Annotated in this window: 25 protein-coding genes and 1 tRNA gene; 11 read left to right on the forward strand and 15 right to left on the reverse strand. The window is 63.7% G+C overall.

The genetic code is table 11. The features are described 5' to 3' along the window. Nucleotides 1-143: 143 nt before the first annotated feature. On the reverse strand, nt 144-917 hold the full coding sequence (gene gloB / locus WBH99_RS02055) for a hydroxyacylglutathione hydrolase (RefSeq protein WP_424218448.1): 774 nt from the start codon (nt 915-917) through the stop codon (nt 144-146). Between the two features lie 28 nt (nt 918-945). Between gloB and WBH99_RS02060 the strand changes: the two genes are divergently transcribed. From WBH99_RS02060 to WBH99_RS02080, 5 genes are read left to right on the forward strand one after another with little or no spacing between them, the layout of a single operon-like run. Beyond that, nucleotides 946-1671 (forward strand): class I SAM-dependent methyltransferase, encoded by a 726-nt coding sequence (locus tag WBH99_RS02060; protein WP_424218449.1) that lies wholly within the window; start codon nt 946-948, stop codon nt 1669-1671. Then, the gene (gene rnhA, locus WBH99_RS02065) at nt 1664-2119 is read left to right on the forward strand and encodes a ribonuclease HI (RefSeq protein ID WP_424218450.1); all 456 of its coding nucleotides are present in this window, start codon (nt 1664-1666) and stop codon (nt 2117-2119) included. The genes WBH99_RS02060 and rnhA overlap by 8 nt, the downstream gene beginning before the upstream one ends. Next, nucleotides 2116-2847, forward strand: coding sequence for a DNA polymerase III subunit epsilon (gene dnaQ / locus WBH99_RS02070; RefSeq protein ID WP_424218451.1), 732 nt, complete (start codon nt 2116-2118; stop codon nt 2845-2847). Before rnhA ends, dnaQ begins: the two co-directional genes overlap by 4 nt. Then, nucleotides 2837-3745, forward strand: coding sequence for a DMT family transporter (locus WBH99_RS02075; protein ID WP_424218452.1), 909 nt, complete (start codon nt 2837-2839; stop codon nt 3743-3745). Before dnaQ ends, WBH99_RS02075 begins: the two co-directional genes overlap by 11 nt. After that, nucleotides 3742-4548, forward strand: a complete 807-nt coding sequence (locus tag WBH99_RS02080; protein WP_424218453.1) for a zinc-dependent peptidase — start codon at nt 3742-3744, stop codon at nt 4546-4548. Before WBH99_RS02075 ends, WBH99_RS02080 begins: the two co-directional genes overlap by 4 nt. On the opposite strand, the gene WBH99_RS02085 is transcribed toward WBH99_RS02080, so the two are convergent. After that, complete coding sequence (locus WBH99_RS02085; RefSeq protein WP_424218454.1) at nt 4535-5020, reverse strand: low molecular weight protein-tyrosine-phosphatase; 486 nt, start codon at nt 5018-5020, stop codon at nt 4535-4537. The two genes, WBH99_RS02080 and WBH99_RS02085, sit on opposite strands and share 14 nt — an antisense overlap. Before the next feature lie 173 nt (nt 5021-5193). After that, the gene (uvrB, locus tag WBH99_RS02090) at nt 5194-7269 is read right to left on the reverse strand and encodes an excinuclease ABC subunit UvrB (RefSeq protein ID WP_424218455.1); all 2076 of its coding nucleotides are present in this window, start codon (nt 7267-7269) and stop codon (nt 5194-5196) included. 109 nt (nt 7270-7378) lie between these two features. Here uvrB and WBH99_RS02095 point away from each other — a divergent pair, with 109 nt between their 5' ends. Beyond that, nucleotides 7379-8587 carry an amino acid aminotransferase gene (locus WBH99_RS02095; RefSeq protein ID WP_424218456.1) on the forward strand — a complete coding sequence of 403 codons (1209 nt, stop codon included), beginning with the start codon at nt 7379-7381 and terminating at the stop codon, nt 8585-8587. Between the two features lie 64 nt (nt 8588-8651). Here the strand turns inward: WBH99_RS02095 and WBH99_RS02100 are convergent, their stop codons facing one another. Further along, entirely contained in the window at nt 8652-10307 is a 1656-nt protein-coding gene (locus WBH99_RS02100; protein WP_424218457.1) for an AsmA-like C-terminal region-containing protein, read from the reverse strand. 71 nt (nt 10308-10378) lie between these two features. Between WBH99_RS02100 and WBH99_RS02105 the strand changes: the two genes are divergently transcribed. Continuing rightward, nucleotides 10379-10454: transfer RNA gene (locus tag WBH99_RS02105), tRNA-Asn, on the forward strand. A 327-nt stretch (nt 10455-10781) separates the two neighbouring features. On the opposite strand, the gene WBH99_RS02110 is transcribed toward WBH99_RS02105, so the two are convergent. Genes WBH99_RS02110 through WBH99_RS02125 form a run of 4 tightly spaced genes read right to left on the reverse strand, consistent with a single transcriptional unit; the run spans nt 10782 to nt 16679 of the window. Continuing rightward, nucleotides 10782-13274, reverse strand: coding sequence for an ABC transporter permease (locus tag WBH99_RS02110; RefSeq protein WP_424218458.1), 2493 nt, complete (start codon nt 13272-13274; stop codon nt 10782-10784). Then, a complete protein-coding gene (gene radA / locus WBH99_RS02115; RefSeq protein ID WP_424218459.1) occupies nt 13271-14635 on the reverse strand; it encodes a DNA repair protein RadA in 1365 nt (454 codons plus the stop codon). The genes WBH99_RS02110 and radA overlap by 4 nt, the downstream gene beginning before the upstream one ends. 2 nt (nt 14636-14637) lie before the next feature. Then, nucleotides 14638-15771, reverse strand: a complete 1134-nt coding sequence (gene alr / locus WBH99_RS02120; RefSeq protein ID WP_424218460.1) for an alanine racemase — start codon at nt 15769-15771, stop codon at nt 14638-14640. After that, entirely contained in the window at nt 15768-16679 is a 912-nt protein-coding gene (locus WBH99_RS02125; protein WP_424218461.1) for a LysR family transcriptional regulator, read from the reverse strand. Before WBH99_RS02125 ends, alr begins: the two co-directional genes overlap by 4 nt. A 187-nt stretch (nt 16680-16866) precedes the next feature. Between WBH99_RS02125 and lplT the strand changes: the two genes are divergently transcribed. Continuing rightward, nucleotides 16867-18117 (forward strand): lysophospholipid transporter LplT, encoded by a 1251-nt coding sequence (gene lplT / locus WBH99_RS02130; RefSeq protein WP_424218462.1) that lies wholly within the window; start codon nt 16867-16869, stop codon nt 18115-18117. 6 nt (nt 18118-18123) lie between these two features. Here lplT and WBH99_RS02135 read toward each other — a convergent pair whose 3' ends face one another. Genes WBH99_RS02135 through WBH99_RS02150 form a run of 4 tightly spaced genes read right to left on the reverse strand, consistent with a single transcriptional unit; the run spans nt 18124 to nt 20443 of the window. Then, complete coding sequence (locus WBH99_RS02135) at nt 18124-18864, reverse strand: uracil-DNA glycosylase (RefSeq protein ID WP_424218463.1); 741 nt, start codon at nt 18862-18864, stop codon at nt 18124-18126. Further along, complete coding sequence (gene rimI, locus WBH99_RS02140; protein WP_424218518.1) at nt 18861-19349, reverse strand: ribosomal protein S18-alanine N-acetyltransferase; 489 nt, start codon at nt 19347-19349, stop codon at nt 18861-18863. The genes WBH99_RS02135 and rimI overlap by 4 nt, the downstream gene beginning before the upstream one ends. Further along, a complete protein-coding gene (tsaB, locus tag WBH99_RS02145) occupies nt 19346-20032 on the reverse strand; it encodes a tRNA (adenosine(37)-N6)-threonylcarbamoyltransferase complex dimerization subunit type 1 TsaB (protein ID WP_424218464.1) in 687 nt (228 codons plus the stop codon). Before tsaB ends, rimI begins: the two co-directional genes overlap by 4 nt. 30 nt (nt 20033-20062) lie before the next feature. Next, nucleotides 20063-20443, reverse strand: a complete 381-nt coding sequence (locus tag WBH99_RS02150; protein WP_424218465.1) for a DUF3106 domain-containing protein — start codon at nt 20441-20443, stop codon at nt 20063-20065. A gap of 159 nt (nt 20444-20602) precedes the next feature. On the opposite strand from WBH99_RS02150, the gene ompR reads away from it, so the two are divergent. Beyond that, on the forward strand, nt 20603-21334 hold the full coding sequence (ompR, locus tag WBH99_RS02155; protein ID WP_424218466.1) for a two-component system response regulator OmpR: 732 nt from the start codon (nt 20603-20605) through the stop codon (nt 21332-21334). A gap of 3 nt (nt 21335-21337) precedes the next feature. Further along, nucleotides 21338-22654: an ATP-binding protein gene (locus WBH99_RS02160; RefSeq protein WP_424218467.1), complete on the forward strand. Its 1317-nt coding sequence runs from the start codon at nt 21338-21340 to the stop codon at nt 22652-22654. 177 nt (nt 22655-22831) lie between these two features. On the opposite strand, the gene ispF is transcribed toward WBH99_RS02160, so the two are convergent. Together ispF and ispD are read right to left on the reverse strand one after the other, a co-directional pair. Beyond that, a complete protein-coding gene (ispF, locus tag WBH99_RS02165) occupies nt 22832-23326 on the reverse strand; it encodes a 2-C-methyl-D-erythritol 2,4-cyclodiphosphate synthase (protein WP_424218468.1) in 495 nt (164 codons plus the stop codon). Beyond that, nucleotides 23323-24030 carry a 2-C-methyl-D-erythritol 4-phosphate cytidylyltransferase gene (gene ispD, locus WBH99_RS02170; RefSeq protein WP_424218469.1) on the reverse strand — a complete coding sequence of 236 codons (708 nt, stop codon included), beginning with the start codon at nt 24028-24030 and terminating at the stop codon, nt 23323-23325. Before ispD ends, ispF begins: the two co-directional genes overlap by 4 nt. Before the next feature lie 47 nt (nt 24031-24077). On the opposite strand from ispD, the gene WBH99_RS02175 reads away from it, so the two are divergent. After that, nucleotides 24078-25334: an MgtC/SapB family protein gene (locus WBH99_RS02175; protein ID WP_424218470.1), complete on the forward strand. Its 1257-nt coding sequence runs from the start codon at nt 24078-24080 to the stop codon at nt 25332-25334. Here the strand turns inward: WBH99_RS02175 and recO are convergent, their stop codons facing one another. Beyond that, on the reverse strand, nt 25335-26054 hold the full coding sequence (recO, locus tag WBH99_RS02180; protein ID WP_424218471.1) for a DNA repair protein RecO: 720 nt from the start codon (nt 26052-26054) through the stop codon (nt 25335-25337). It lies immediately after the preceding gene. Nucleotides 26055-26056 lie beyond the last annotated feature (2 nt).

Raw genomic sequence — 26056 nt, forward strand, 5'->3', positions numbered from 1 at the left:
CCAGCAAGGGCATATCCCGCTGCCTTGCCAGAATGGAGGACTCGCCTTGCCAGGATGGAAGGACTCTAAACCCGGCGGAAAACCAAGAAGAAAGGCCCGGAAACCCGGGGCATCATCACCGGCCCGGCCTCCGGCCTGAAAGGCTAGAACTCGTCGCGCCAGGCTCTCAGGGTGGCAAAGACCTGTACCGGCAGCAGAGCTTCCGGATTCCGTTCGCGGGCCCGCGCCGCAACGGCCTGCACCCCATGGCGCAGGAAGGGATTCGTGGCCTTCTCCTCCGCCAGGGTGGACGGCACGGTCGCCTGACCCAGCTGGCGCAAGCGCTCGCAGGCCTCGATGCGTGCCAGGATGGCCGGATTCTCCGGCTCGACCAGGGCGGCAAAGGCCAGGTTCTGCAGGGTGTATTCGTGGGCGCAGAAGATCCGGGTGTTGTCCGGCAGGGCAGCGATCTTTTCCATGGCCTGGAACATCTGCTCCGGGGTTCCCTCGAACAGGCGGCCACAACCGGCGCCAAACAGGGTGTCACCGCAAAACAAGGCATCTTCAAACTGATAGTCTTCAAGCAGATAGGCCAGATGGCCGCGCGTATGTCCGGGGACGGCCCAGACCTGGACGGGCAAGCCCAGCACCTGGAGGGTTTCACCGCCGGCCAGAGGCCGGTTGAGCCCTGTGATAGACTCCGCAGCCGGCCCGAAAACAGGCAGCCCGGGGTCCCGATCCAGCAGGCCGGCCACCCCGCCCTGATGATCCTGGTGGTGGTGGGTGATGAGGATGCCTTTCAGGGCGACGTTCTCCTGGGCCAGCCAGGCCAGCACGGGGGCGGCGTCGCCCGGATCGACCACCACCGCCTCATGACCAGCCCGCAGGGCCCAGATGTAATTGTCCCGGAATGCGGGAATGGCAATAATCTCTAACATCCCGGAACTATTCTTCAAAGCGAACGCAATGTCAATTCAGGGTTTGGAAAAATGGCTGCAGACTCCCCAGGGCTGCTACGTCCTGGACTGGGAACAGGCCAGACTGGATGAAGCCCTGGCCGACGTGTTCGGCTTCAATGCGCTGCAACTGGGCATGCCGGAACGGGATTTCCTGCGCAGCAACCGGATTCCGATGCGCATGACCCTGGGTGACACGGCCGGCACCGACCTGCGTTGCGACTTCACCCAGTTGCCCATCGCCGCCCAAAGTATCGATCTGGTGGTGCTGCCTCATGTGCTGGAGTTTTACCCGGACCCCCACCAGATTCTCCGGGAGGTGGAGCGCATCCTGATCCCCGAAGGTCAGCTCTTCATCCTCGGCTTCAACCCCTATTCCCTCTGGGGTCTGCGCCGCCACCTGCCCCCCGCTCCCCAGGGCTTTCCCTGGAATGGCCGCTACCTGTCCGTCCTGCGTCTCAAGGACTGGCTCACCCTCCTCAATTTTGAACTGGACCGGGGCGCTTTCGGTGCCTACGCTCCGCCCTGCAAGACTGCAAAATGGCTCAAGCGCTGGCACTTCATGGAACTTGCCGGTGACCGCTGGTGGGGTTTTGCCGGCAGCATTTACATGATTCGCGCCATCAAGCGGGTCCATGGCATGCGCCTGATCATCCCCAACTGGCGCAACCAGCAAGTCCAGGTCAAGGCCAAGGCTCTGACCCCGATCGCCCGCAAGGAAAACAACAATGTCTGATCTGGATATTTATACCGATGGCGCCTGCAAAGGCAATCCCGGTCCTGGCGGCTGGGGCGCCCTGCTGCGCACCGGCACCCACGAGAAGGAACTCTGGGGCGGCGAACGGGACACCACCAACAACCGCATGGAGCTCACCGCCGTGATCCGCGCCCTGGAAGCCCTGAAGCGTCCGGTTTCAGCACGGATTTACACGGACTCGAAATACGTCCAGCAAGGCATCAGCGAGTGGATTCACGGCTGGAAGCGAAATGGCTGGAGAACCGCCAGCAAAGCCCCGGTAAAGAATGCCGACCTGTGGCAGCAACTGGATAAACTGGCCGGCCAGCACCAGTTGCAATGGATCTGGGTCAGGGGCCACACCGGCCACCCCGAAAACGAACGCGCCGATGCCCTGGCCAATCGCGGCATCGAAGAACTAAAACCCAGCAAGGAACAAAAACCATGAGACAGATCTTTCTGGACACCGAAACCACCGGCATCGAACCCCGCCAGGGCCACCGCATCATCGAAGTGGCCGGTGTGGAAATGGAGAACCGGCGCTTCACCGGCCGGCAACTGCATCACTATGTGAACCCGGAGCGGGAAATCGACGCGGGCGCCCAGGCCGTGCACGGCATCAGCAATGCGTTTCTCGAAGACAAGCCCAGGTTCGCAGACATCGCCCGGGAATTGCAGGAATTCATCCGGGATGCCGAGCTGGTGATCCACAATGCCGCGTTCGACATCGGCTTTCTCGACGCCGAGTTTGCCCGCCTCGACCTGCCCCAGACCCGGCAGATCTGCAACGGGGTCCAGGACACCCTGAAAATGGCCCGGGAACTGCATCCGGGCAAGCGCAACAATCTCGATGCCCTGTGCGAACGCTACCAGATCAACAACGCCCATCGCACCTTGCACGGCGCCCTGCTCGACGCAGAACTGCTGGCCGAGGTCTACCTGGCCATGACCCGTGGCCAGGAAAGCCTGATCATGGACCAGCCCGCCGCAGGCAACAGCCCGGCGCTGCAGGACCTGGTCAAGCAGGCTCCCCGGCAGCGCGGCCCCCTGCTGGTGCGCCGGGCCGAAGGCGAAGACCTGGAAGCCCATCGACGGGTGCTGGAGGGCATCCAGAAAGACAGCAAGGGCGCCTGCCTCTGGCTCCAGGCACCGGAGGTTGCCGTCAGTGAAGCCTGAATGGCCCCGCTGGTGCAGCAATCCCTACCTGCTGCTCACCCTCTCGGCCCTGTTCTGGTCCGGCAACATGGTGCTGGGCCGGGGCCTCAGGGATGACATACCTCCGATTGCGCTGGCCTTCTGGCGCTGGCTGATCGCCTTTGCCCTGGTGCTGCCACTGGCCCTGCCCCACTGGTCAGCTCATGCCCACCTGATCCGCCGCCACCTGCCCGCCCTGCTCCTGCTCGCAGCTCTGGGCATTGCCAGCTACAACACCCTGGCCTATCTGGCCCTGCAGACCACCACCGCCACCAATGCGCTCCTCCTGAACGCCTTCGTCCCCATCGCCACCCTCACCCTGGCCTGGATTTTCTTCAAAAAGAGACTGAGCCGGATGGAAGGCATCGGCGTTGCTGTTTCACTCCTGGGCGCCCTGACCCTCATCACCCGGGGCGACCCGGCCAGCCTGGCCACGCTGACCCTCAACACCGGCGACCTGTGGATGCTGGGCGCGGTGCTGGTCTGGGCCTGCTACACCCTGGGGCTGCAGTTTCGCCCGCCCGGCATGCCGCCGATGCTGCTGCTGGCGGTGCTGTTCGCCCTGGGCCTCATCATGCTGGCCCCCTTCTACCTCTGGGAAATCCTGCAAGGCAGACATATCCAGCTGCATACCGGCAGCCTCCTGGGGCTGGCCTACCTGGGTATCTTTCCCAGTTTCATCGGCTACATCTTTTACAACCGGGGCGTCGCCGAGGTCGGCGCCAGCCGGGCCAGCCTGTTCATCCATTTGATGCCGGTATTCGGCATCTTGCTGGCCGCCCTGTTCCTGAACGAACGCCCCAGCCTCTACCACCTGCTGGGCATGAGCCTGATCTTCACCGGCATTGCCCTGGTAACCCGCAAACCCGTCCGGCCATGAAAGCCCGCCTCGCTTCCTTGCTGCAGGGCCTGCGCCAGCCCCGGCCCACCCTTTCCGCCTCCCTCTGGCAACAGACCCTGGCTCACTCCCCGGTTTTCCGGCATCTGTCCGCCCAGGAACGAGAGCGCCTGAAAACCTTGAGCCAGGATTTCCTGCGGGAAAAGGAATTCACTGGCGCCGCCGGGCTGGAACTCAGCGACCCGATGCGGGTGCACATCGCCGCCCAGGCTTGCCTGCCCATCCTGGAACTGGGCTTGGCCGCCTACCGGGACTGGGTGGGGGTGATCGTCTATCCGGCAGAATTCATCATCCCCCGCCAGATCATGGACGAAAGCGGCGTGGTGCACGAATATGAAGACACGGCCTCGGGCGAAGCCTGGGAAGGCGGCCCGGTGATCCTGTCATGGCAGGACAGCCAGATGGAGGATGAAGGCTACAACGTCATCATCCACGAATTTGCCCACAAGCTGGACATGTTGAATGGCGAAGTGGACGGCATTCCCGCCCTGCATTCCGGCTTGCAGCTCGATGAGTGGAAGACGACCCTGCAGGCCAGCTACGAGGATTTCTGCAAACGGGTAGACCGGAATGATGACCCGGCTCTGGACCCGGCCCTGGACCCGACGCTGGACCCGATCCTTGACCCTTATGGGGCCGAACACCCTTCGGAATTCTTTGCGGTTTCCAGCGAAGCCTTTTTTGGCAACCCCGAGGGGCTGGGGGCGCTTTACCCCCGATGGTACGAACTCTTGAGCCGTTACTACCGCCAGAACCCCCTGGAACGCCGCCTTACTTCACCTTGACCTGCTGGGGGGCCAGCATGGCCTCCAGCAAGCCGAGGGAGGCATCCTCCACCATGTCGATCACCACATCGAAGCCATAACCCAGGCCGTAGTAGGGATCGGGCACTTCGTCATCGTCGTAGTTCCGGGCGAATTCCATGAACAGATGGATTTTCTGGTGCTTTTCCGGATCGGTCATGCGCCGCAGATTGTCCAGATTGGTCTTGTCCATGGCCAGGATCAGATCGAAATACTCCAGATCCTGGGGCGTCACCTTGCGGGCCCGCATCCAGGAAAGATCATAACCTCGGGAAGCCGCCGCGCGCTGGGTACGAAGATCGGGGGGTTCGCCGACATGGTAGCCATGCGTACCCGCCGAATCGATCTCGAAGCGGTCTTCTAGACCCCTATCCTGCAGCAGTTTGCGAAACACTCCCTCGGCGGTGGGAGAACGGCAGATATTGCCCATGCATACGAACAGCAAACGACTCACTGGAGCATCCTTCCGGGCTCCGTTGGGGAATAGATCCCTGCGTGCCCACGCGGTATCCATGATGGTCTTCCTTTGTTGTGGAATAGAGAAATTTTGACTTGTTATGGCCTCATTCTGCGCCATTGCCAGCATGATGGCAACAAGCCGGATTTATCCCATGAACATGAATCCACTCAGTTCCCATCGTGCACTGCCGCACCAAACACGCTCTCCTTGAGCCGGAACAATTCGTCCCGGGTCGCCGCCGCCTTCTCGAATTCCAGATTCCTGGCATACTCGCCCATGAGTTTTTCCAGGCGCTTGATTTCCTTGGCCAGGGCTTTCTCGCTCATGGCCTCGTAACCGGCCTGCTGCAGGGCAGCCTTGAGTTCCTTCTGGGCCGACTCCGCGTCGTAGATGCCATCGATGATGTCCTTGATGCGCTTGACGATGCCCTTGGGCTCGATGCCGTGCTCCTTGTTGAAGGCAATCTGCTTTTCCCGGCGCCGCTCGGTTTCCGCCATGGCTCGCCCCATGGAGTCGGTGATCCGGTCGGCGTAGAGGATGGCCTTGCCGTTCAGGTTGCGGGCGGCCCGGCCGATGGTCTGGATCAAGGAGCGCTCGGAGCGCAGGAAACCCTCCTTGTCCGCGTCCAGGATCGCCACCAGGGCCACCTCGGGAATGTCGAGCCCCTCGCGCAGCAGATTGATGCCCACCAGCACGTCGAATTCCCCCAGACGCAAGTCGCGGATGATCTCCACCCGCTCCACGGTGTCGATGTCCGAATGCAGGTAACGCACCTTGACGCCGTTCTCGCGCAGGAAATCGGTCAGATCCTCGGCCATGCGCTTGGTGAGCGTCGTCACCAGCACCCGTTCGTTCACCGCCACCCTGGCCTTGATTTCCGGCAACAGATTGTCCACCTGGGTGGTGGCAGGACGCACTTCCACCACCGGGTCCACCAGTCCCGTCGGCCGTACCACCTGCTCCACCACCTGGCCAGCATGTTCCTTTTCGTAGGCAGCAGGGGTTGCCGAGACAAAAATCGTCTGGCGCAACATGGCCTCGAACTCCTCGAACTTCAGCGGCCGGTTGTCCAGGGCCGAGGGCAGGCGGAAGCCGTAATTGACCAGATTTTCCTTGCGCGACCGGTCCCCTTTGTACATGGCCCCCACCTGGCCGATGCTGACGTGAGACTCGTCGATGAACATCAGGGCATCGGCAGGCAGGTAATCGATCAGGGTCGGCGGCGGTTCCCCGGGCTGGCGGCCGGAAAGATGCCGTGAGTAGTTCTCGATGCCCTTGCAAAAGCCGATTTCATTGAGCATCTCCAGGTCGAATCGGGTGCGCTGGTCGATGCGCTGGGCTTCCACCAGCTTCTGTTCCCGCTGGAAGAAATCCACCCGCTGACGCAGTTCTTCCTTGATGGCCTCCACCGCGCGCAGCACCGTGGCCCGCGGGGTGACGTAATGGGAGGCCGGAAAGACCGTGAACCGCAAGGCCTTGTGCAGCAGTTCGCCGGTCAGGGGATCAAAGAAACGCAGGGACTCCACCTCGTCATCGAACAATTCCACCCGCACCGCATGCTCGGCGTTTTCCGCCGGGAAGATGTCGATCACGTCCCCCCGCACCCGGAAGATGCCGCGGTGGAAATCCAGGTCATTGCGCTCGTACTGCATTTCGATCAGGCGCTTGACGATGGCGCGCTGATCCAGCTTGTCCCCCACCCGCATGGTGAGGATCATGTCGTGGTAATCCTCCTTGTCACCGATACCGTAGATGCAGGAAACCGAGGCCACGATCACCACATCCCGGCGTTCCAGCAGGCTCTTGGTGGCCGACAGGCGCATCTGCTCGATGTGCTCGTTGATGGCCGAGTCCTTCTCGATGAACAGATCCCGGGACGGCACATAGGCCTCCGGCTGGTAGTAGTCGTAGTAGGAAACAAAGTATTCCACCGCGTTTTCCGGGAAGAACTCCTTCATCTCCGAATAGAGCTGGGCCGCCAGGGTCTTGTTATGGGCCAGGATCAGGGCCGGACGCCCGGTGCGGGCGATGACGTTGGCCATGGTGAAGGTCTTGCCGGAGCCGGTGACCCCGAGCAGGGTCTGGAAGGAAAGCCCGTCGGCCAGCCCCTCCACCAGTTGCCGGATCGCCTCGGGCTGGTCGCCGGCGGGGGGAAAGGGCTGGTGCAGACGAAAAGGGCTGCCGGGAAAACTGATCACGTCACTTTCCGGCGGAGTGGGAGTGCGGTCGGTCTGATCTGCCATGTTAGAATTTCCGGCTGTTTTTGTTGGACCCCCTTAACTGGAGCCGAGCCGGGATTATTGCCCAATTCACCGACTCGCCCAAGCCAATCACCGAATACCTGGAGAAACCATGACCGCATCGCTTTTTGCCGCCGTTGAAATGGCGCCCCGTGACCCGATTCTCGGCCTGACCGAAGCCTTCAACGCCGATAGCCGTGCGACCAAGGTCAATCTGGGCGTGGGCGTTTATTACGACGACAACGGCAAACTGCCGCTCCTGGCCGCCGTCAAGGCCGCCGAGGAAGCCCGCCTGAAGAGCCTGCCGCCGCGCGGCTACCAGCCCATCGAAGGGAACGCCACCTACAACCAGGCCGTGCAGAACCTGCTGTTTGGTAGCGGTTCCGAGCTGGCCAGCAATGGCGCCGTGCTCACCATCCAGGCCCTGGGCGGCACCGGCGCCCTCAAGATCGGCGCCGATTACCTCAGGAAGCTGCTGCCCCAGGCCGGCCTCTACATCAGCGACCCGTCCTGGGAAAACCACCGCGCCCTGTTCGAGGCGGCCGGTTTTCGGGTCGAGACCTATCCCTACTACGATGCCGCCACCCGGGGCGTGAACTTCGAGGGCATGAAAGCCCGGCTCGCCGCCCTGCCCGCCGGTTCCATCATCGTCCTGCACGCCTGCTGCCACAACCCCACCGGCGCCGACCTCACCGAGGCCCAGTGGCAGGAAGTGGTCGCCGTGTGCCAGGAAAAGCGGCTGGTGCCCTTCCTCGACATGGCCTACCAGGGCTTTGCCGATGGCATCGAGCCGGACGCCGCGGCGGTCCGCGCCTTCAGCGCCTCCGGCCAGCAGTTCTTTGTCTCCAGCTCCTTCTCCAAGAGCTTTTCCCTCTATGGCGAGCGGGTCGGCGCCCTCTCCATCGTCACCGCCAGCAAGGAAGAGGCCGGCCGGGTGCTGTCCCAGGTCAAGCGCGTGATCCGCACCAACTACTCCAACCCCCCGACCCACGGCGGCGCCGTGGTGGCCGCCGTGCTCGGTAGCACCGAACTGCGCCAGATGTGGGAAGAGGAACTGGCCGGCATGCGCGAGCGCATCCGCGCCATGCGCACCGGCCTGGTGGATGCCCTGAAGGCTCAGGGCGTGAGCCAGGACTTCTCCTTCGTGATCCAGCAGCGCGGCATGTTCTCCTACACCGGCCTCACCGCCGCCCAGGTAGAACGCCTGAAGACCGAGTTCGGCATCTACGCCGTGTCCACCGGCCGCATCTGCCTGGCGGCCCTGAACAGCAAGAACCTGGCCGCCGTGGCCCAGGCCATCGGCGCCGTGGTCAAGGGCTGACCGGTTTTCTGCGGCAGCAACGCGGCGGGGTTTCGATCCCCGCTGCGTTGCTGCCCGCCGCCTTTTACTGAATCGAAGCTTCCAGATTGGGCAATCGCCCGCCCAATTTCACCAGGGCGCCCCCGCCGCCCGTCGAGCGGGAAAGGAACACTTCCAGACGCCCCCGGAAATCACCGGCAGCATCCACATCCAGATAGCCCTGAGCCTGCATCAGGCCCGCGGCCATCTGAATATTGGAAAACCGGATGCCAGAAGGCGCCAGGCGAACATCTGTCGTCAAGCGCTCAAACCGGGTGATCCCCCCTCTTGCAACCCGACCGCGCCCGAGGCGCACCGCATTGGCCAAGTCGGTAGCGCGAATTTCACCATGCTCGACACGCCAGTTGCCCTCGGCCTCCAGATCGGCGAGCAGGTCTTCAGGACTGTTGCCCTGGGCCCGGAAGCGCAAACTGCCGGAAAGCTCTCCAGACATCTTCAGTTGCGGCACCCACAGGGCGGCAAGACTGCTCGTATTGATGCGATGCAAGGTGCCACTGCCTGCCATGCCCTGCCCTGCGCCCCAATCAATCAGCAGATCCCCTTCGTAGCGCCCATCCAGAAAACGCAGGTCTACCGAGTTCAAACGCAGGGAATGCTCTTGCAAAATGCCCTTGGCCGAGGCAAACACGAAGGTGACGGGTGAGTCGGGCTGGGGCTTCCAGGCACTGGCTTCGAAATTGATGCCAAGTTCCTTGCCCTGGGGCGCCACCTCGAGACGAACACTCCTGTCGGCCGAATGCAGGAGCGCCTGCTGCAGGCTGCCATCAGTCTTGCGCTGGATCTCCCCATCCAGTACGGCAAGGGAACGAGCGCCCATCAGCAGTTCCAGTTGCCGCACCTGGATCCTGGCCGGCGCTCCGGGGTCCCGCTTTGCCCACCAGCGGGACAGATACTCCATGGGCAGGCGGGCCCCGTGGATTTCGATCACGTCGTTCCGGTCCATTTCCTGGTTCCGCAGATGGGACCACAGCCCAGGCAAACGCAGTTTTTCGATCCGTCCCTGCCCCTCCTGGCCGAGACGGAGATTGCCCAGTTCCAGCATCGGCCCCGGCATGAAGCGCGGGCCGATTTCCCCGATCTTCACGGGCACCCCCAACTGCCGGGAAAGCTTCGCTTCAAAGCTGGCACGGTGATGGTCGTAGGGATAAAGAAAGATGCCGGCCACGATGGCCAGGACCCCCAGCCCCAACGCCCCGGCCATCAGCTTGCCGACCGGAAAGCGCGGTTCAGGTCGAACATCGGCTTTCTCCGGCATCTCCGGATTGACCTCGTGCGCCCCGGGGGATGCCGGCGCGGCCTTGACGAGCGGGGGCCGGGCAAAGGTGGAAAAACTGCTGGGCATCACCGTTGCCGCACCGGGACTGGCGGCTGCCTGAGCGGACTTGGGCCCGAAGGTGGAAAGCCGGGACAGTTGCGAGGGGGTGACCAGCGGGCGATCGGCAAGCACCGGCGCTTCCGCTGCCTGCACACCGGAAAGCGCAATGAAACCGCCCGCCTCCAGTTCCTTCAAGGCGGTTTCAGTCAGTCGGGCATCACCGATCTTGGCGCCTAACTCTGCCACCCGCGTCTTGCCATCCACCAGGATCAGCACCATACGCTGGCTGCGCTGGACCACCCGGGTGCGCTGGGTCATGGCCTCTTCCCCTTGTGGGGTTTTGACGTAAATATCGCTGGAGTTCATGAAATTGCTGTTTTCTCCGTTTTTCCATGTTGACTCAGAGCCGGCCGGGCGCTAGAATGCCGTCCATCAATTCCTCGATAGCTCAGTCGGTAGAGCGCCGGACTGTTAATCCGTAGGTCCCTGGTTCGAGCCCAGGTCGGGGAGCCAGAATCCAGAAAGCCATACTTCGGTGTGGCTTTTTTCATGAGCACCACTTCTCCACCACTTCTCCACCACTTCTCCACCACTTCTCCACCACTTCCCCGCACCACTTCCCCGCACCTCCCCGCACGGCTTTCCCCTGACCACTTCCGGCCTGCCCAGACAGGCCAGCCCGCAAGGAACGGGGGCGCTGCGGCCAAGCCGCAACAGAGCCGGTCGCAACGACCTTCGCCGCCCTCTGCCCAGGGCCGTTGCCAGCAACATGAACTTGCTCTTTTCCATGGATCTGGACGAAAAGACGAAAAGTGCTGCACAAATGAAATTTTTCCATGTTCAGGCCGATCGGATGATCTCCAGCGGGCGCGCCGATAAAAGTTTCGCCAGACTAAAACGCCCGATACCCACGGTCAACAAGACACCGGCAAAAACTGACAGCGGCAGCACCCACCAGGCAGGGGTCAGGGCCAGGTCAAACAGGCGCCAGGCCAGCACCTGCCCGGCCAGCAAGGCCCCCACTGCCGCCAGCAAGCCTGCCAGGGCACCGATGGCCGCCAACTCGCCTTGCAGCGCCGCCCGCAGTTGGGAGCGGCTGGCGCCCAGGGCGCGCATGATGCTCAGGCTCAGGCGGCGCTCATCGAACACGGAAATCATGGCGCCGTGCAGTACCAGCAGGCCGGCGCCCAGGGTGAACAGGAAAACCAGTTGCACTACGCTGGAAGTCTGGCCGATGACGGATTTGAGCTGAGCCAGGACGGCCTCCACGTCGATGACCGTGAGGTTGGGAAAATTCTGCAACACCGGCCCCAGCTTGGGCGCTTCCCCGGGGGGTAGGTAAAAATTTCCCAGATAGCTGGCCGGCATCGCGTCGATCACTCCGGGGGACATGAGCACGAAGAAATTGATGCGCATGGAATCCCAATCCAGTTTGCGCAGGCTGGTGACCCGGGCCGTCACCGGCTGCCCCGCGATGCTGAACGTCAGTTCGTCCCCGAGCTCGATGCCCAGGGTCCTGGCCAAGCCGGCTTCCACCGAGGCTTCGGCCGCGGCAGGGCCGGTTGCCGTGGCCGCAAACCACCGGCCGGCCTCCAGGCGGTTACCGGGTGGCAGGTCGGCCCGCCAGGAGAGATTGAACTCCCGCTCCACCAGGCTCTGGGCCCGCTCATCCTCCGGATAATCGGCCGGGCTCACCGCCCGCTCGCCGATCTTCGTGAGCCGGCCGCGCACCATGGGGGCCAGTTCCAGTTTCCAGCCCGTTGGCCGCATTTGCTCCAGCAGACGCTGGCGCTGCTCCGGCTGAATGTTGATGATGAACCGGTTGGGCGCATCAGCCGGCACGGATCGTTCCCAGGCCGCCAGCAGTTCGCTACGGATCACCGTCAGCAGCAACAGGGCCATGAACCCCAGCGCCAGCGCCAGGATTTGCAGGCTCGATGCCCAGGCATGCCGCTCGAGACTGGCCAGGCCATAGCGCCAGCCAAAGGGTTGATCGATGTTCTGATGACGCAGCCAGGCAATCCCCCACACCAGCCCCCGGGCCACAAACAGGAACAGCACCAGAGCCAGGCCGAAGGCGACGACCACACTGCCCCCCAGGCGGGGATCGTCCGCCATCCAGAAGATCAGTCCGGCAAAAACCAGTAAACCCAGGCCGTAGGCCGCCAGCAAGGAGGGAGGCGGCAGGCCCAGATCGCGGCGAATGACCCGCAGCGGAGAAATACGATACAGCCGCAACAGCGGCGGCAGGGCGAAGCCCAGCAGCAGCAGCAAGCCCAGCACCAGCCCCTGCAGGGCGGGCATGCCGCCCGGCGCCGGCAAGGCGGATGGGAACAGCCCGGCAAGCAGTTGATAGAAGGCGTAATGGGTCACGAATCCCAGTGCCACTCCGACCAGGGTGGCGGCCAGCCCCAGGATCAGGAATTGACTGCAATACAGGCGCAATACCTCGCCGCCGCTTGCCCCCAGGCAGCGCAGCAGGGCGCAACCGTCCAGATGGCGCTGAATGTGGCGGTTCACCGCGATGGCCATGGCGGTGGCGGCGAGCATCACCGTCAGGAGGCTGGCGAGGCCAAGAAAGCGCCGGGCCCGCTCCAGGGCAGAACGCACTTCCTGGCGAGTTCCCTCTTCCAGTTTTTCCCCGCGCCCCAGACGAGGCAGCAGCCATTGGGAAAATTTTTCCACGGCCCTGGATTCCCCTGCCACCAGCAGCCGGTAGCGGACCCGGGCCCCGTTTTGTACCAGGCCGGTAGCCTCCAGGTCGGCCAGATTGAGCATCAGGCGCGGCGCCACGCCCAGGAAGTTGACGCCCCGGTCAGGCTCGAAATTGAGATAGGCCGCTACCCGCAACGGCAACTTCCCCAGTTGCAGCTGGGCGCCAGGCCCCACACCCAGTTCGGCCCCCAGCCGCGGTTCAATCCATACGCTACCGGGCTCAGGAGCCCCCCTGACCGCATCCCCTGCCCCCTCGGGGGAGCTCGAAATACGGAGCTGCCCGCGCAGCGGGTAGAGGGCATCCACCGCCTTCACATCGGCAAGACGGAACCCCGTCCCGGCCATCACCATGCTGGGAAAGCTGACGGTGTGAGCGCTCTGCAAGCCGATCTCCCGGGCTTGTGCCTCGAACTCGGGGGCCAGGTCATGGTCGCTGGCCAAGACCAGATCCGCCCCCAGCAATTGATTGGCTTCCACGACCAGGGCCTGGCGCACCCGGTCACTGAAAAAGCCCACGGCGGTCATGGCCGCTACGGCGAGCACCAGGGCCAGAACCAGCAGACGCAGTTCCCCGGAGCGGGCATCACGATAGAGGAGAAGAAAAGAGAGTTTGTTCAAGATTCGTCAATCGCACGTAATTTTTCAACGGCTTCCTCGATTCTGGAAACCCCGATCACCGTCATGCCGGCGATGGCCTGGCGGGGGCAGTTGGCTGCGGGCACCAGGGCATGGGTGAAACCCAGCTTGGCGGCTTCCTTGAGGCGCTCCTGACCGCGCGGTGCGGGACGGATCTCGCCGGCCAGGCCCACCTCGCCAAATACGACGAGTTTGCTTGGCAACGCCTTGTTTTTCAAAGAAGAGACGATGGAGAGCAACACCGAGAGATCGGCCGCCGGTTCGCTGATCCTGACACCCCCGACCGCATTGACGAACACATCCTGATCAAAGCAGACAATGCCGGCGTGGCGATGCAACACCGCCAGCAGCATCGCCAGGCGCTGGGAATCCAGCCCCACCGTCAGCCGGCGTGGATTGCCGTGGGCTTGATCCACCAGAGCCTGGATTTCCACCAGCAGGGGGCGCGTCCCTTCCTGGGTCACCAGGATGCAGGTACCGGGCACATGCCGGCCATGCCCGGACAGGAACAGGGCGGAGGGGTTGCTCACCCCCTTTAGCCCCTTCTCGGTCATGGCGAACACGCCCAGTTCGTTGATGGCGCCAAAACGGTTCTTGAAGGCCCGGATCAGGCGGAAGCTGGAATGGGTGTCTCCTTCAAAGTAAAGCACCGTATCGACGATATGTTCGAGCACGCGGGGGCCGGCCAGGGCGCCTTCCTTGGTCACATGGCCGACCAGAATCACCGTCACCCCCATTTGCTTCGCCAGCCGGGTGAGCTGGGCGGCGCATTCGCGCACTTGGGCGACCGAACCCGGGGCGGAGGAAAGCTGCTCCGACCAGAGGGTCTGGATGGAGTCGATCACTGCCACCTGGGGCTTTTCCGACTGCAGGATGGCCAGGATATTTTCCAGGTTGATCTCCGCCAATAGCTTCATCCGGCTTGCCTCCAGCCCCAGGCGCCGGGCCCGCAAGGCCACTTGCTCGCCGGATTCCTCGCCGCTCACATAGAGGGCCGGCAGGCGCTCCGAAAGCCCCGCCAGGGCTTGCAGCAGGAGGGTGCTCTTGCCGATGCCCGGGTCGCCGCCGATCAAAACCACACCACCCGGCACCAGCCCGCCCCCCAGCGCCCGGTCGAATTCGGAAATGCCGGTGGGAATACGCTCCGTCTCCCGGGCCTCGATCTCCGAAAGCTGCTGCAGCCGCGCCACCGGTGCCAGGGACTGGAAACGCTTGCCCCCGGGCTTTTCCAGCAAGGTTTCAGACAGGGTGTTCCAGGCCCCACAACCGGGACACTGGCCCTGCCACTTGGGCGAGGTGGCGCCGCACTCGGCACAGGTGTAGGCGGTTTTCTGCTTCGACATGTTCAGCCCCAGGCCACCGGCACCCGGGGCGCCAGGGCACAGAACAATTCATAGCTGAGGGTGCCGGCGGCGGCGGCGACCTGATCCACATCCACCGTTCCCCCTTCGCCGATGCCCCAGAGGGTGACGGGGCTCCCCACCCGGGCGGCGTCGATGCCGCTCAGGTCGCAGGCCAGCATGTCCATCGACACCCGGCCCAGCACCCGGCTGGGCTGGCCGGCCACGGCGATCGGCGTGCCGGTCGGGGCGTGGCGGGGGTAACCGTCGGCATAGCCGCAGGCGACGATGCCGATCCGCATCGGCTGCCCGGCCTGGAACAGGCCGCCATAACCCACCCGCTCCCCCGCCGCCAGGGTCTGGATGCCGATCAGCCGGCTCTCCAGGTGCATCACCGGGCGCAGGCCGAGACTGCTGGCAGAAATATCGGCAAAGGGGCTGCTGCCGTAGAGCATGATGCCGGGCCGCACCCAATCGCCCCGGGTTTCGGGGTAACGCAGCAGGGCGGCGGAATTGGCCAGGCTGACCGGCAAGCCGGCATCCCCGGCCAGGGCGGAAAAACATCCGAACTGAGCTTCGATGCCCCGCCCCCCATCCGCCTCGGCAAAGTGGCTCATCAGGGTCACCTCGCGGATGCCCAGACGCTGCAGGCGCTCCAGCACCTCCGGCAGTTGCCCGGGGCAAAAACCCAGGCGGTTCATGCTCGTGTTGAGCTTGACATAGACCTGGCCCGGCCGGTTTGCGGCAGCTTCGAGCATGAGCAATTGTGCCGGGCTGTGCACCACCGGGGTCAGGTCATGACGGGCCAGGAGGGCCACATCCTCCGGGGCAAAAAATCCTTCCAGCAACAGCAGCGGCTGGCTGAAACCCGCCTGGCGCAGGGCGATGGCAGATTCCACCTCCAGCAGGGCGAAGCCGTCGGCCAGGTCCGCCAGGGCCCGGGCCACCTGCCATTGCCCGTGCCCATAGGCATTGGCCTTGATCACCGCCCAGATGCGTGCCGGGCCGGCATGGTGGCGGGCCACGGCAAAGTTGTGTCGCAGGGCGTTCAGATCGATGCGGGCCCGGATCGGGCGGGAAACGGGGCGGCAAGATTCCCGCCCCTGCCCTGGCAGCTCACCCGGCGTACTTGAATTCACAGCCCCGACTCCCTCATTTTCTGTTTGGTAAAATCGACAAAAGTTGTGACCAGGCGAGTCCGGAAACGATCCCGTGGATACACCATGGACAGCATCCGGGTCAGGGGCGGCTGCAAGGGGATGGAAACCAGGGTGCCCAGCAGGCACTCCTTCTCGCAGACCAGCCGGGACACGATGGCATACCCCAGGCCCGTAGCCACCACCCCCTTCAGGGCCTCGGGACTGCCCAGCTCCATCAGGGTCTTCAATTCCTGGGGCGGGATGCCCGCCGCCTGAAAATGATTGTCCGTCACCTCCCGGGTTCCCGAACCAGGCTCGCGGGAGATGAATTCGTAGTCCCGCAAGACTTCCGGGCTGACCCCGGTTGCGCTGGTTTCACTGAGCAGGGGATAGCCCGGGGCACAGATTGCCACCAGCTCGTCCGTGCAACAAACCTCGGTCTGCAGTTCGGGCTGGCGGGCCGGACCTTCGATCAGGCCGATATCGAGGCTATGTTCGCTCACCCGGTTCTCGATGCTTTCCGAATTGGCCACGATCAGCCGGACCCGCACCTGGGGATAGAGGGCGTTGAATTCCCCCAGCACCCGGGGCAGGATGAACTCGGCAATGGTGGTACTGGCGCCCACCAGCAAGGGGCCGCGCATTTCACCGGTCATCTCTCCTAGCCGGGCATCCAGTTCATCGGAAAGGGCAAGAATCTTCTCGGCGTACTGGAGCACCATCTCCCCCGCCGGGGTCAGGCAGATTTGCCCATGCCCCCGCTCGAAGAGACGGGTGTTGTACTGGTCCTCCAGTTGCTTGATCTGGAAGGTCACGGCAGGCTGGGTCATGAACAGGGCTTCGGCAGCCTTGGTGAAGCTCAGGTGTCTGGCAACGGCGTGAAATACTTGCAAACGGCGGTCAGCCATGGGCCTCTTCCCGATCGTATTTTTTTATCGGGCGATTATAGAAGGTAAACCCGCTGCCATGCCCCTGCTTTCCACCCGAATACATGCCGTGGGCATGAAGGTCGGGCGGGCGCCGTACAAATGCGTGATGACGCAAGCCCCGCCTTGGTATAACATTCGGGCAAAATCAAGCAAGAGACGAAACCAAGTGCCTTTCGGCTTCTACATCATCATGGCCGCGCAATTCTTTTCCGCGCTGGCCGACAATGCCCTGCTCATCGCCGCCATCGCCGCCCTGCGCGACCTGCATGCCCCCAGCGAATACGAGCCCCTGCTCAAGACCTGCTTCACCATTTCCTATGTGGTGCTGGCCGCCTTCGTGGGCGCCTTTGCCGACTCCATGCCCAAGTGGCGGGTGATGTTCATCAGCAACACCATCAAGATCATCGGCTGCGCCATGATGTTTTACGGCGTGCATCCGCTTTTTGCCTATGCCGTGGTGGGTCTGGGTGCCGCCGCCTATTCACCGGCCAAGTACGGCATCCTCACCGAATACCTGCCGCACCGCCTGCTGGTGGTCGCCAATGGCTGGATCGAGGGCCTCACCGTCGCCGCCATCGTGCTCGGCGTGGTGCTCGGAGGCATCCTGATCTCCCCCGGCGTGAGCCAGACGATGATGTCCTGGAGCCTTCCAGGCATCGACCATAGCGGCAAACTGGTGGTGGCCTTGATCGGCCTCATCTACCTGATTGCCGCCCTCTTCAATCTTTATGTGCCGGATACCGGGGTGGACCACAAACCCCTGAAGAAAAACCCCTTTTACCTGATCCACGAGTTCCATCACTGTCTGATCCTGCTCTGGCGCGACAAGCTCGGGCAGATTTCCCTCGCTGTCACCACCCTGTTCTGGGGCGCCGGCGCCACCCTCCAGTTCATCGTCATCAAATGGGCGGAGGCGGCCCTGCAGCTCGATCTTTCCAAATCCTCCATGCTCCAGGGGGTGGTGGCGATCGGCGTGGCCGTGGGCGCCGCCCTCGCCGCCCGTTTCGTGACCCTGAGAAAATCGGTGCGGGTCATTCCCCTGGGCATCGCCATGGGCATCATCGTGCTGATCATGAATTTCGTGACCCGTCTGGAAGTGGCGATCCCCCTGCTGATCCTGATCGGCGGCCTGTCGGGCTTCTTCGTGGTCCCGATGAACGCCCTGCTGCAGCACCGCGGCCACATCCTCATGGGGGCCGGCCACTCGATCGCCGTGCAGAATTTCAACGAGAACCTGTCGGTGCTGGCCCTGACCGGCCTCTACTACCTGATGGTCAAGATGGACCTGTCCGTTTACCTGGTCCTCAGCCTGTTCGGCCTGTTCGTCAGCGCCAGCATGTACCTGATCCGTAACCACCACCTGGCAAACCAGCGGCGATACGATGATGTCGCCCATCTGGACGACAGCCGGCACTAGCCGCCCTCAGTTACCCCCGCCGCCCTGGATTGCCCGGCGGGCGAAGCACAGGTCCTCCCAGGCCTTGGCCTTTTCCGGCAGGTTACGCAGCAGATAGGCCGGATGATAGGTGACCAGCACCGGTATCTCTCCCAGGGCATGCCTTTTCAGGCGCAGGGCAGCCAGGGAATCGCCCCCCCCCAGCACGCCATGCACGGCGGCCTTGCCCAGCAAGACGATCAATCTGGGCTGCAACAACGCGATCTGGCGCAGCAAGAAGGGTTTGCAGGCTGCCAACTCCTCTGCATGGGGGGTGCGATTCCCTTCGGGCCGGCATTTCACCGCATTGGTGATATAAACATTCTCGCCCCGGCGCAGGTCGATCGCCGCCAGCATGGCATCGAGCAATTTGCCGGCCTGGCCCACAAAGGGCTCGCCCCGGGCATCCTCTTCAGCTCCGGGCCCCTCCCCCACAAACAGCCAGTCCGCTTGCTGATCGCCCACCCCCAGCACCGCCTGGTGCCGATGCATGCACAGTTCACAAGCCCGGCAATCCTGCACGGCCTGGGCCAGTTGCGCCCAGTCCATGGAGGCCACCGCCGTGCGACTGGCGGCAGCCGGCGTTACCCCCGCCGCCCTGGCGAAAGCCGGCTCAACGGCCGGCCGGGGAGCGGCAGGGGCTTGCGTCCCGCCCGCGGCAGGCCCGGACCTGAGTTCCCAAAGCTGAAAGCCCATTTCCTGAAGGATGATGCGTTGCTTCGGATTCATGACAAAAAGCCCTCCAGGCTGCAGCTGAAAACCAGAGCGTCCTCCCGGCCTTCCCGGGCTGGGTAATAGGCCTTGCGACGACCGATCTCCTGAAACCCCAGATGCCGGTACAAGGTCCTGGCCCGGGTATTGGAAGGACGCACCTCCAGATACATGCTGACCATGCCTCGCCGCGAGGACCAGGCCTGCACATGGCGCAGCAGTCTGGCTCCCAGGCCACGGCCCTGATGCGCCGGGGCAATGGCGATATTGAGGAGATGCGCCTCGTCGAGCACACCCATCAGCACCGCAAACCCCAGTAACTCGCCATTCTGGCGCAGTACCCAGGCCCAGTGGCTGGCCTGCAGGGAATCGGCAAAATTGGTACGACTCCAGGGAAAAGGCTGGGCGGCTGCATCCAGATCCGCCACCTGGTCCAGATCCCGTTCCTGCATGGGTTCGAGTTCCAGGGGCTGGAGGCGGCTCAGGAATTTTGCCGTATTCAGACCTTGCCTCCATTCGCCAGCCGTTCCGCCACCGTGCGGGCAACCTTGTCGCGAAGGTAACGGGGTGCCGCCAGGGCCGGGTCCAGCCCCTCGCCCCGGGCCAAGGCCTGGGCCGCCAGATGGGCGACACTGCGGGCATGAGGCAGTATTCCGGGCAGGCACTCCCAGCCCGCGCAACGGGCCAGCAATTCAGGATAAGCCGCCAGGGCATTGCCAACGGCAAGCCAGGGTTGATCCGCCGGGGGCAGGTGCAGTTCGGCGGGGGAAGCCAGACAAAGCGCCCCGAGAACCTCCACGTCTGCGCTCCCGCACCGGAAAGTCGCAGCATAAACCTCGCCCATGCGGGCATCCAGGAGCGCCAGAACCTGCTGGCCGCCCGCTTCCCAGGCCATGGTCTCCAGGGAGCCGACGGGCAATACCGGCCGGTCCAGCGCCACGGCCATACCCTGGGCGATGCCGCAAGCCACCCTGAGGCCGGTGAAAGCCCCGGGCCCCATGCCGAAAGCCAGCGCATCGAGTGCGGCAAAGCTGCTGCCCGCTTCGGCAAGGAGTTGTTGCACCAGGGGAATCAGGGTCTCGGAATGGGAGCGCCCCGGCGGACAGCTTGCCGTGAGGATCTGTCCATCCTGCCAGAGGGCGCAGGTGCCAAAGTCGGTGGAGGTTTCGAGCGCCAGAATTTGCATGGCCGGGATTTTAACCCGACCGGAGGCTTTTCACTTCCAGGGCGTGTCGCCCGCCTCGGGCGGGGAGTGATGTTTGCGGTGCTGACGCCGCATGGTTTCCCGCAAGGCTTCCCGCTCTTCAGCGCTGAACTGCTGCAGGTACTGCTGTTGTTCCTGGCGGTAACGCTCCCGGAAAGCTTCCTGCTCTTCGGGACTGAGCTTGTTCCAGCGTTCCCGGTGGGCCTGCCTGCGCGCCTCCTGCTCCTCGGGGCTCAGGCGTTTCCACGCTTCCCGCATCTGCTGGCGCAGCTGCTCCCGCTCCTCGGGCGGCAGGCGATGCCAATCCTTGCGTTCGAGCGGATCAGCCCCGCTCGCTCCCCCTGCCAGGAGCAAGCTCAGTGCAATCAGAAGGGGGCGTAAAAAAGCAGACATGGGCAGACCGGCAGGGATTGGGCTGATCCGATTTTGACTCAGGCCCAGGCCGCAACCCGTGGCAGTTTGTAACAGCATGTTGCGCCTGAAGCCCGGCAAGCCACCCTTGTTACCATTTAACCATTGGAGCCCCGGGCACTATCCTTTAGATTATCTGCCATGAATGAACGAATCCAGCGCCTGCTCATCGTGGACGATGATGTCCGCCTCCGGGATCTGCTCCAGCGTTATCTGCGCGAGCAGGGTTATGAAGTCCGCCCCGTTCCCGATGGGGCCCAGATGGAAAAGTATCTGCAACGGGAACATTTTGATCTGATCGTTCTGGACCTGATGTTGCCCGGCGACGATGGCCTGTCCATTTGCCGGCGCCTGCGCGGCCAGGGCAACAACATCCCCATCGTCATGCTCACCGCCCGGGGCGACGAGATCGACCGGATCGTGGGCCTGGAGATGGGCGCGGACGACTATCTCCCCAAACCCTTCAACCCCCGGGAACTGCTGGCCCGCATCCAGGCCGTGCTGCGCCGCCAGGGGCAGCGTCCCGGCGGCGCTCCCCTGGAAACGCCGGGCAAGGTCCGGTTCGGCGGGCTCGAAGTGGATTTGAGCGCCCGCACCCTGACCCGTGCCGACGAGGTCCTGACCCTCACCACCGGCGAATTTGCCGTCCTGACTGCCCTGCTCCAGCATCCACGTCAGCCCCTTTCCCGCGACCGGCTCATGACCCTGGCCCGGGGCCGGGAACAAGGCCCCTTTGACCGGGCCATCGATGTGCAGATTTCCCGCCTGCGCAAGCTGCTGGAACCTGACCCGGCCAAACCCCGCTACCTGCAGACGGTGTGGGGCTTTGGCTACGTCTTTGTTCCCGATGACGACGCCGCCTCCCCCACCTGACCCATGCCCCTGCCCCGCTCCCTGCTGGCGCGCATTTTTCTCTGGGTGGCCGCCTTGGTGATCGTGACCAATCTGGCCTGGATCATGATCTTCCGGCTCGCCGATGCCGAGCCCAGAGCCCGGGCCCTGGCCCAGTTCTCCGCCAGCGCCATCAACCTGATCCGGGTGGCCCTGCTCACGGCGGACCCCAAACTCAGGCCGGCCCTGCTCCAGGAATTGTCGGACCGGGAGGGCATCCGCCTGCTGCCCCGGGATGGACAGGACCAGATTACGCCCTTGCCCACCGATGGTTTCATGGCCTACCTTCAGGAACACGTCCGGGCATTACTGGGAGAAAACACCCTCCTGTCGCTCAAGGTCAATGATGAGCCCGGACTCTGGATCAGTTTTGCCATGATCCCCACTGAACCGGATGAATTCTGGCTGATCCTGACCCTGGACAGGACGGAGCGGCGTATTCCCTGGCCCTGGCTGGGCTGGGGCGCCCTGGCAGCGACCCTGGCCCTGGTGGTAGCCTGGCTGATTGCATCCCGCATCAGCCGGCCCCTGCGCCACATGGCTGCAGCCGCCCGCCAGGTGGGCCTGGGCAACACGCCCCCGCCCCTGCCCGAGGAAGGCCCGGAAGAATTGCAGCGGCTGGCCAGCGCCTTCAACCGCATGTCCCGGGACCTCGCTTATCACGACAAGGAAAGAGCGGAGATTCTGGCCGGCATCTCACACGACCTGCGGACTCCCCTGGCCCGCATGCGCCTGGAGGCTGAACTGAGTCTCCCGGAAGGTCCGGCCCAGGAGGGCATGGCTGCCGATATTGCCCAGATGGATGCCATCATCGCCCAGTTTCTCGACTATGCCCGGGGCGAAGCAGAAGAACGGCCGGAACCCTGCGACCCCCTGGCCATCCTGGAATCCCTGGTCAACCACGGCGCCGCCATCAAACGCCCACTGCAACTGCAAGCCGAAGCATTGCCCCGGGTACCCCTCAAGGCTCGCGCCATCAGCCGGGCCCTGGGCAACCTGGTGGACAATGCCTGGAAATACGGCGCCCCTCCCATCAGTCTGGTGGCCAAGGTCAACGGGCCTCACCTGGAGCTGTCGGTACTCGATAGTGGCACCGGCGTTCCCGCCAGCGAAGTGGAACGGCTCAAGCAACCCTTTACCCGCCTGGAAACTGCCCGTAGCGGCGCCACGGGAACCGGCCTGGGTCTGGCCATTGCCGACCGGGTAGCCCGAGCCCATGCCGGCAGCCTCGAACTGGGAAGCGGCCCTGGCGGCATCGGCCTGATGGCCACCCTCAGACTCCCGATGACTCGCATGACATAGGATGACGTCGTACAATACCCCTCTCCAAACGCTCTGGCGCAAGTCTCTCCAGCACGACGCTTGGTATAGCGGGAGATTTATCTTGCGTTCCACCGGCTGTGCCGCCCTGCAAACCCTCGCCCTGCAAACCCTTTAAGACCCGAAGCCGGCAGGGGGAGGCCGGCGAGGCGGGAAAAATCAGGAAGCCCGCATCAGCAAGACAACCGCCTGGGCCTCGATGGCCTCGTTACGGCCCAGGTAACCCAATTTTTCATTGGTCTTGCCCTTGATGTTGACACTGCCGGGGGCCAGGCCCAGATCCCCCGCCAGGATGGCACACATGGCGGGGATGTGCGGTGCCAGGCGGGGCTGCTGGGCAATCAGGGTGGCGTCTACATTGACGAGCAGCCAGCCCTGGGCCTGTACCAGGGCATAGGCATCGCGCAGCAGCAGACGGCTATCCACCCCTTTGTAGCGTGGGTCAGTATCGGGAAAGTGGCGGCCGATATCGCCCAGCCCGGCCGCTCCCAGCAAGGCGTCCGTCACCGCATGCAGCAGCGCATCGGCATCCGAATGGCCCTGCAGGCCTTTTTCAAAGGGAATTTCCACACCCCCCAGGATGAGCTTGCGCCCCGGCACCAGGGCATGCACATCATAGCCCTGACCAATTCTGAACCCTTTCATACCGCTCATTCCCCTGCCCTCCTGCCCCGCAAAATCCACTCGGCCAGACCCAGGTCGTCCGGATAGGTCACTTTCAGATTGCCAGCCTCCCCCTTCACCAGACGGGGCCGATGACCGGCAGCCTCCATGGCCCCCGCCTCGTCGGTCGCCACCTGACACTGTGCCAGGGCCGCCTGGAGCAGGCCATAGCGAAACATCTGGGGGGTCTGGGCCTGCCACAAATCCTCCCGGGGCAAGGTTTCGAGCACCACCTGTCGGGCATCCGCCCGCTTCAAGGTGTCCGCCACGGGAACCGCCAGCAGCCCCCCCACCCGATCATCGCTCAGTTCATCCATCAGGCGATCCAGCAAGGCCCGGGAAAGGCAGGGACGTGCCGCATCATGGACCAGCACCCAATCCTCCTCGGCAATGGCCGTGGCAGCGGCCCGGAGGCCGTTGGCGACGCTCTCGGCCCGGCTGGCCCCACCACAGCCCACCACCTCCAGTTTGGGCCCCAGGGCCAGCCAGAGTTCCTGCCACTCCGCCGACGGCCACCAGGCGTCATCGGGAGAACTCACCACCCAGACCCGGTCGATACGGGGATGCCGGCAAAGCACATCCAGGGTGTGCCAGATCAGGGGACGCCCCAGCAGGGGAAGGTACTGTTTGGGTGTCTCCGCGCCAAAGCGGGAACCGCTTCCCGCTGCGGGAACGATTGCGTAGTATCGGACCATGGCGGGATTTTAAAACAGGACGCCCTTTCCAAGAGGAAAAGACAGGAATGAATGACATTGTCGTGACAACGGTGGGGATAGATTTCATCCAGGATTTCGGCACTGCCGTCGGCCTGGGCTTGCTGATGGGGCTGGAGCGGGAGCGCAATCCCTCTGCCCGGGCCGGGCTGCGCACCTTCAGCCTGGTCGGCATGCTGGGCACCGTCGCCGCCCTGCTGAGCGAAAAAACGGATTCCCCCTGGCTTCTGGCGGCGGGCCTGCTGATGGTGGGCGTGATGATGATTGCCGCCTATCTGATCCACCCGGACGAAAAGGACCCCGGTACCACTTCGGTGGTGGCCCTGCTCCTGTGCTATTGCTACGGAGCCATGATCTGGTTTGGCTACCAGACCCTGGCCGTGATGCTGGGCATTTCCACCACGGTATTGCTGTATTTCAAGGCCGAACTGCGGAATGTTTCCGAAAAACTGACCCGCAAGGACATCATCTCCATCCTGCAGTTTGGCGTGCTGTCCCTGGTTATCCTGCCCATTTTGCCGGATACCGATATGGGCCCCTACGATGCCATCTCGCCCCGCCAGGTGTGGTGGATGGTGGTGCTGATCTCCGGCTTCAGCCTGGCCGGCTATGCGGCCCTGCGCCTGATGGGACAACAACTGGGGGCGCCCCTGCTGGGCATCTTCGGCGGCCTCACCTCCAGCACCGCCACCACGTTGGTCTTTTCCCGTCATGCCGCCAACAACGCCAATCTGGTCAAACTGGCCATGGTCGTCGTGCTGACCGCCAATCTGGTGGTTTTCTTCCGCCTGGGGGCCTATGCCGCCGTCTTGCAACCTGGCTTATTGGCCGAATTACTGCCCGTCCTGCTCGGGGGGCTGCTCTCCGGTAGCGCCTATGTGCTGTTTACCTGGCGCGGACTGGCCGGCAAGGAGGAAATTCCCGTGATGGAATTCTCCAATCCCGCCGAGATTCGCACCGCCCTCACCTTTGGCTGCATTTATGCGGGGGTGCTGGTGATCACCGCCGCCCTGTCCGACTACGCCGGCAGCAGCGGCCTCTACATTGCTTCCCTGGTGTCCGGCCTCACCGATGTCGATGCCATCTCCCTTTCATCCATGCGCCTTTATGGTCTGGAAAAACTGAGCAGTAGCGAAGCAGTCAATTCCATCACCCTCGCCATGCTGGCCAACCTGGGCTTCAAGCTGGGCATTGTCATCGTCGTGGCAGGACGCCGCATGGCGGGACGCATTGCAGCCGGCTTTGTCACCATCGCCCTGGGTAGTATCGCAGGCTGGGCGATCTGATCAGAGGTCCTGCAACTCCTTGACCAGCTTCCGGGATTCCAGCTCCACACCATCCAGGTAGTGGGCCAGCAGACGGCGCATGAGTAGCTTGGCCTCCAGGCGGGTGCCCGGGCGGCGGTAGTCATCCTGCCCCATATCAATCAGGGTCAGCCCGGCAATCAGCCCTGCCTCTTCCCCTTCCACCGGAACGGGGCCATGTTCGATCTCGTAGCGATAAAACCCATCCGCCACAATGGGCTGACCCTGCCAGTCATGATCCAGAGTCAGGCCGTACCCCAGCTCCCCCAGCAAGGTTCGCTCGAAACAGCGCAGGTCCGCCTCGGCGACCTGTTTCCGGGATGAATAGCCCAGGTGCAGCAGAATCTGGACATACCGGTCGAACAACTGGGGATGGGGGTCTTCCCGGGGCAGGAGCCGCAGCAACAATTCGTTCAGGTAGTACCCACAGAACAGCGGCAAACCGGCCAGCAAGGGCTGCCCTCCTTGCCATTCCGCCTTCATCAGGGTGAGCACTTCGCCCTTGCCCGACCAGGAAACTTCCAGGGGCTGAAAACCCATGAGCAGCCCCCGCAGCGTCGAATGGGGACGACGTGCGCCCCGGGCGAGCAGGGCTACCCGGCCGTAATCCCGGCTGAAGGCCTCGACCAGCAGGCTGGTTTCCCGATACGGCCGGGTGTGAAGCACGTAAGCCGGCTGAGCGTCGACCTTGCCGCGCGGCATGA

The sequence above is a fragment of the Azovibrio sp. genome (assembly GCF_049658005.1).
Lineage (GTDB): Bacteria > Pseudomonadota > Gammaproteobacteria > Burkholderiales > Rhodocyclaceae > Azovibrio.

What these genes read in the sequence shown, in the direction of transcription:
- gloB (WP_424218448.1), bottom strand. Translation starts at nt 917, where the DNA reads ATGTTAGAGATTATTGCCATTCCCGCATTCCGGGACAATTACATCTGG.
- WBH99_RS02060 (WP_424218449.1), top strand. Translation starts at nt 946, where the DNA reads ATGTCAATTCAGGGTTTGGAAAAATGGCTGCAGACTCCCCAGGGCTGC.
- rnhA (WP_424218450.1), top strand. Translation starts at nt 1,664, where the DNA reads ATGTCTGATCTGGATATTTATACCGATGGCGCCTGCAAAGGCAATCCC.
- dnaQ (WP_424218451.1), top strand. Translation starts at nt 2,116, where the DNA reads ATGAGACAGATCTTTCTGGACACCGAAACCACCGGCATCGAACCCCGC.
- WBH99_RS02080 (WP_424218453.1), top strand. Translation starts at nt 3,742, where the DNA reads ATGAAAGCCCGCCTCGCTTCCTTGCTGCAGGGCCTGCGCCAGCCCCGG.
- uvrB (WP_424218455.1), bottom strand. Translation starts at nt 7,269, where the DNA reads ATGGCAGATCAGACCGACCGCACTCCCACTCCGCCGGAAAGTGACGTG.
- WBH99_RS02095 (WP_424218456.1), top strand. Translation starts at nt 7,379, where the DNA reads ATGACCGCATCGCTTTTTGCCGCCGTTGAAATGGCGCCCCGTGACCCG.
- WBH99_RS02100 (WP_424218457.1), bottom strand. Translation starts at nt 10,307, where the DNA reads ATGAACTCCAGCGATATTTACGTCAAAACCCCACAAGGGGAAGAGGCC.
- radA (WP_424218459.1), bottom strand. Translation starts at nt 14,635, where the DNA reads ATGTCGAAGCAGAAAACCGCCTACACCTGTGCCGAGTGCGGCGCCACC.
- WBH99_RS02125 (WP_424218461.1), bottom strand. Translation starts at nt 16,679, where the DNA reads ATGGCTGACCGCCGTTTGCAAGTATTTCACGCCGTTGCCAGACACCTG.
- WBH99_RS02135 (WP_424218463.1), bottom strand. Translation starts at nt 18,864, where the DNA reads ATGAATCCGAAGCAACGCATCATCCTTCAGGAAATGGGCTTTCAGCTT.
- tsaB (WP_424218464.1), bottom strand. Translation starts at nt 20,032, where the DNA reads ATGCAAATTCTGGCGCTCGAAACCTCCACCGACTTTGGCACCTGCGCC.
- WBH99_RS02150 (WP_424218465.1), bottom strand. Translation starts at nt 20,443, where the DNA reads ATGTCTGCTTTTTTACGCCCCCTTCTGATTGCACTGAGCTTGCTCCTG.
- ompR (WP_424218466.1), top strand. Translation starts at nt 20,603, where the DNA reads ATGAATGAACGAATCCAGCGCCTGCTCATCGTGGACGATGATGTCCGC.
- WBH99_RS02160 (WP_424218467.1), top strand. Translation starts at nt 21,338, where the DNA reads ATGCCCCTGCCCCGCTCCCTGCTGGCGCGCATTTTTCTCTGGGTGGCC.
- ispF (WP_424218468.1), bottom strand. Translation starts at nt 23,326, where the DNA reads ATGAGCGGTATGAAAGGGTTCAGAATTGGTCAGGGCTATGATGTGCAT.
- ispD (WP_424218469.1), bottom strand. Translation starts at nt 24,030, where the DNA reads ATGGTCCGATACTACGCAATCGTTCCCGCAGCGGGAAGCGGTTCCCGC.
- WBH99_RS02175 (WP_424218470.1), top strand. Translation starts at nt 24,078, where the DNA reads ATGAATGACATTGTCGTGACAACGGTGGGGATAGATTTCATCCAGGAT.
- recO (WP_424218471.1), bottom strand. Translation starts at nt 26,054, where the DNA reads ATGCCGCGCGGCAAGGTCGACGCTCAGCCGGCTTACGTGCTTCACACC.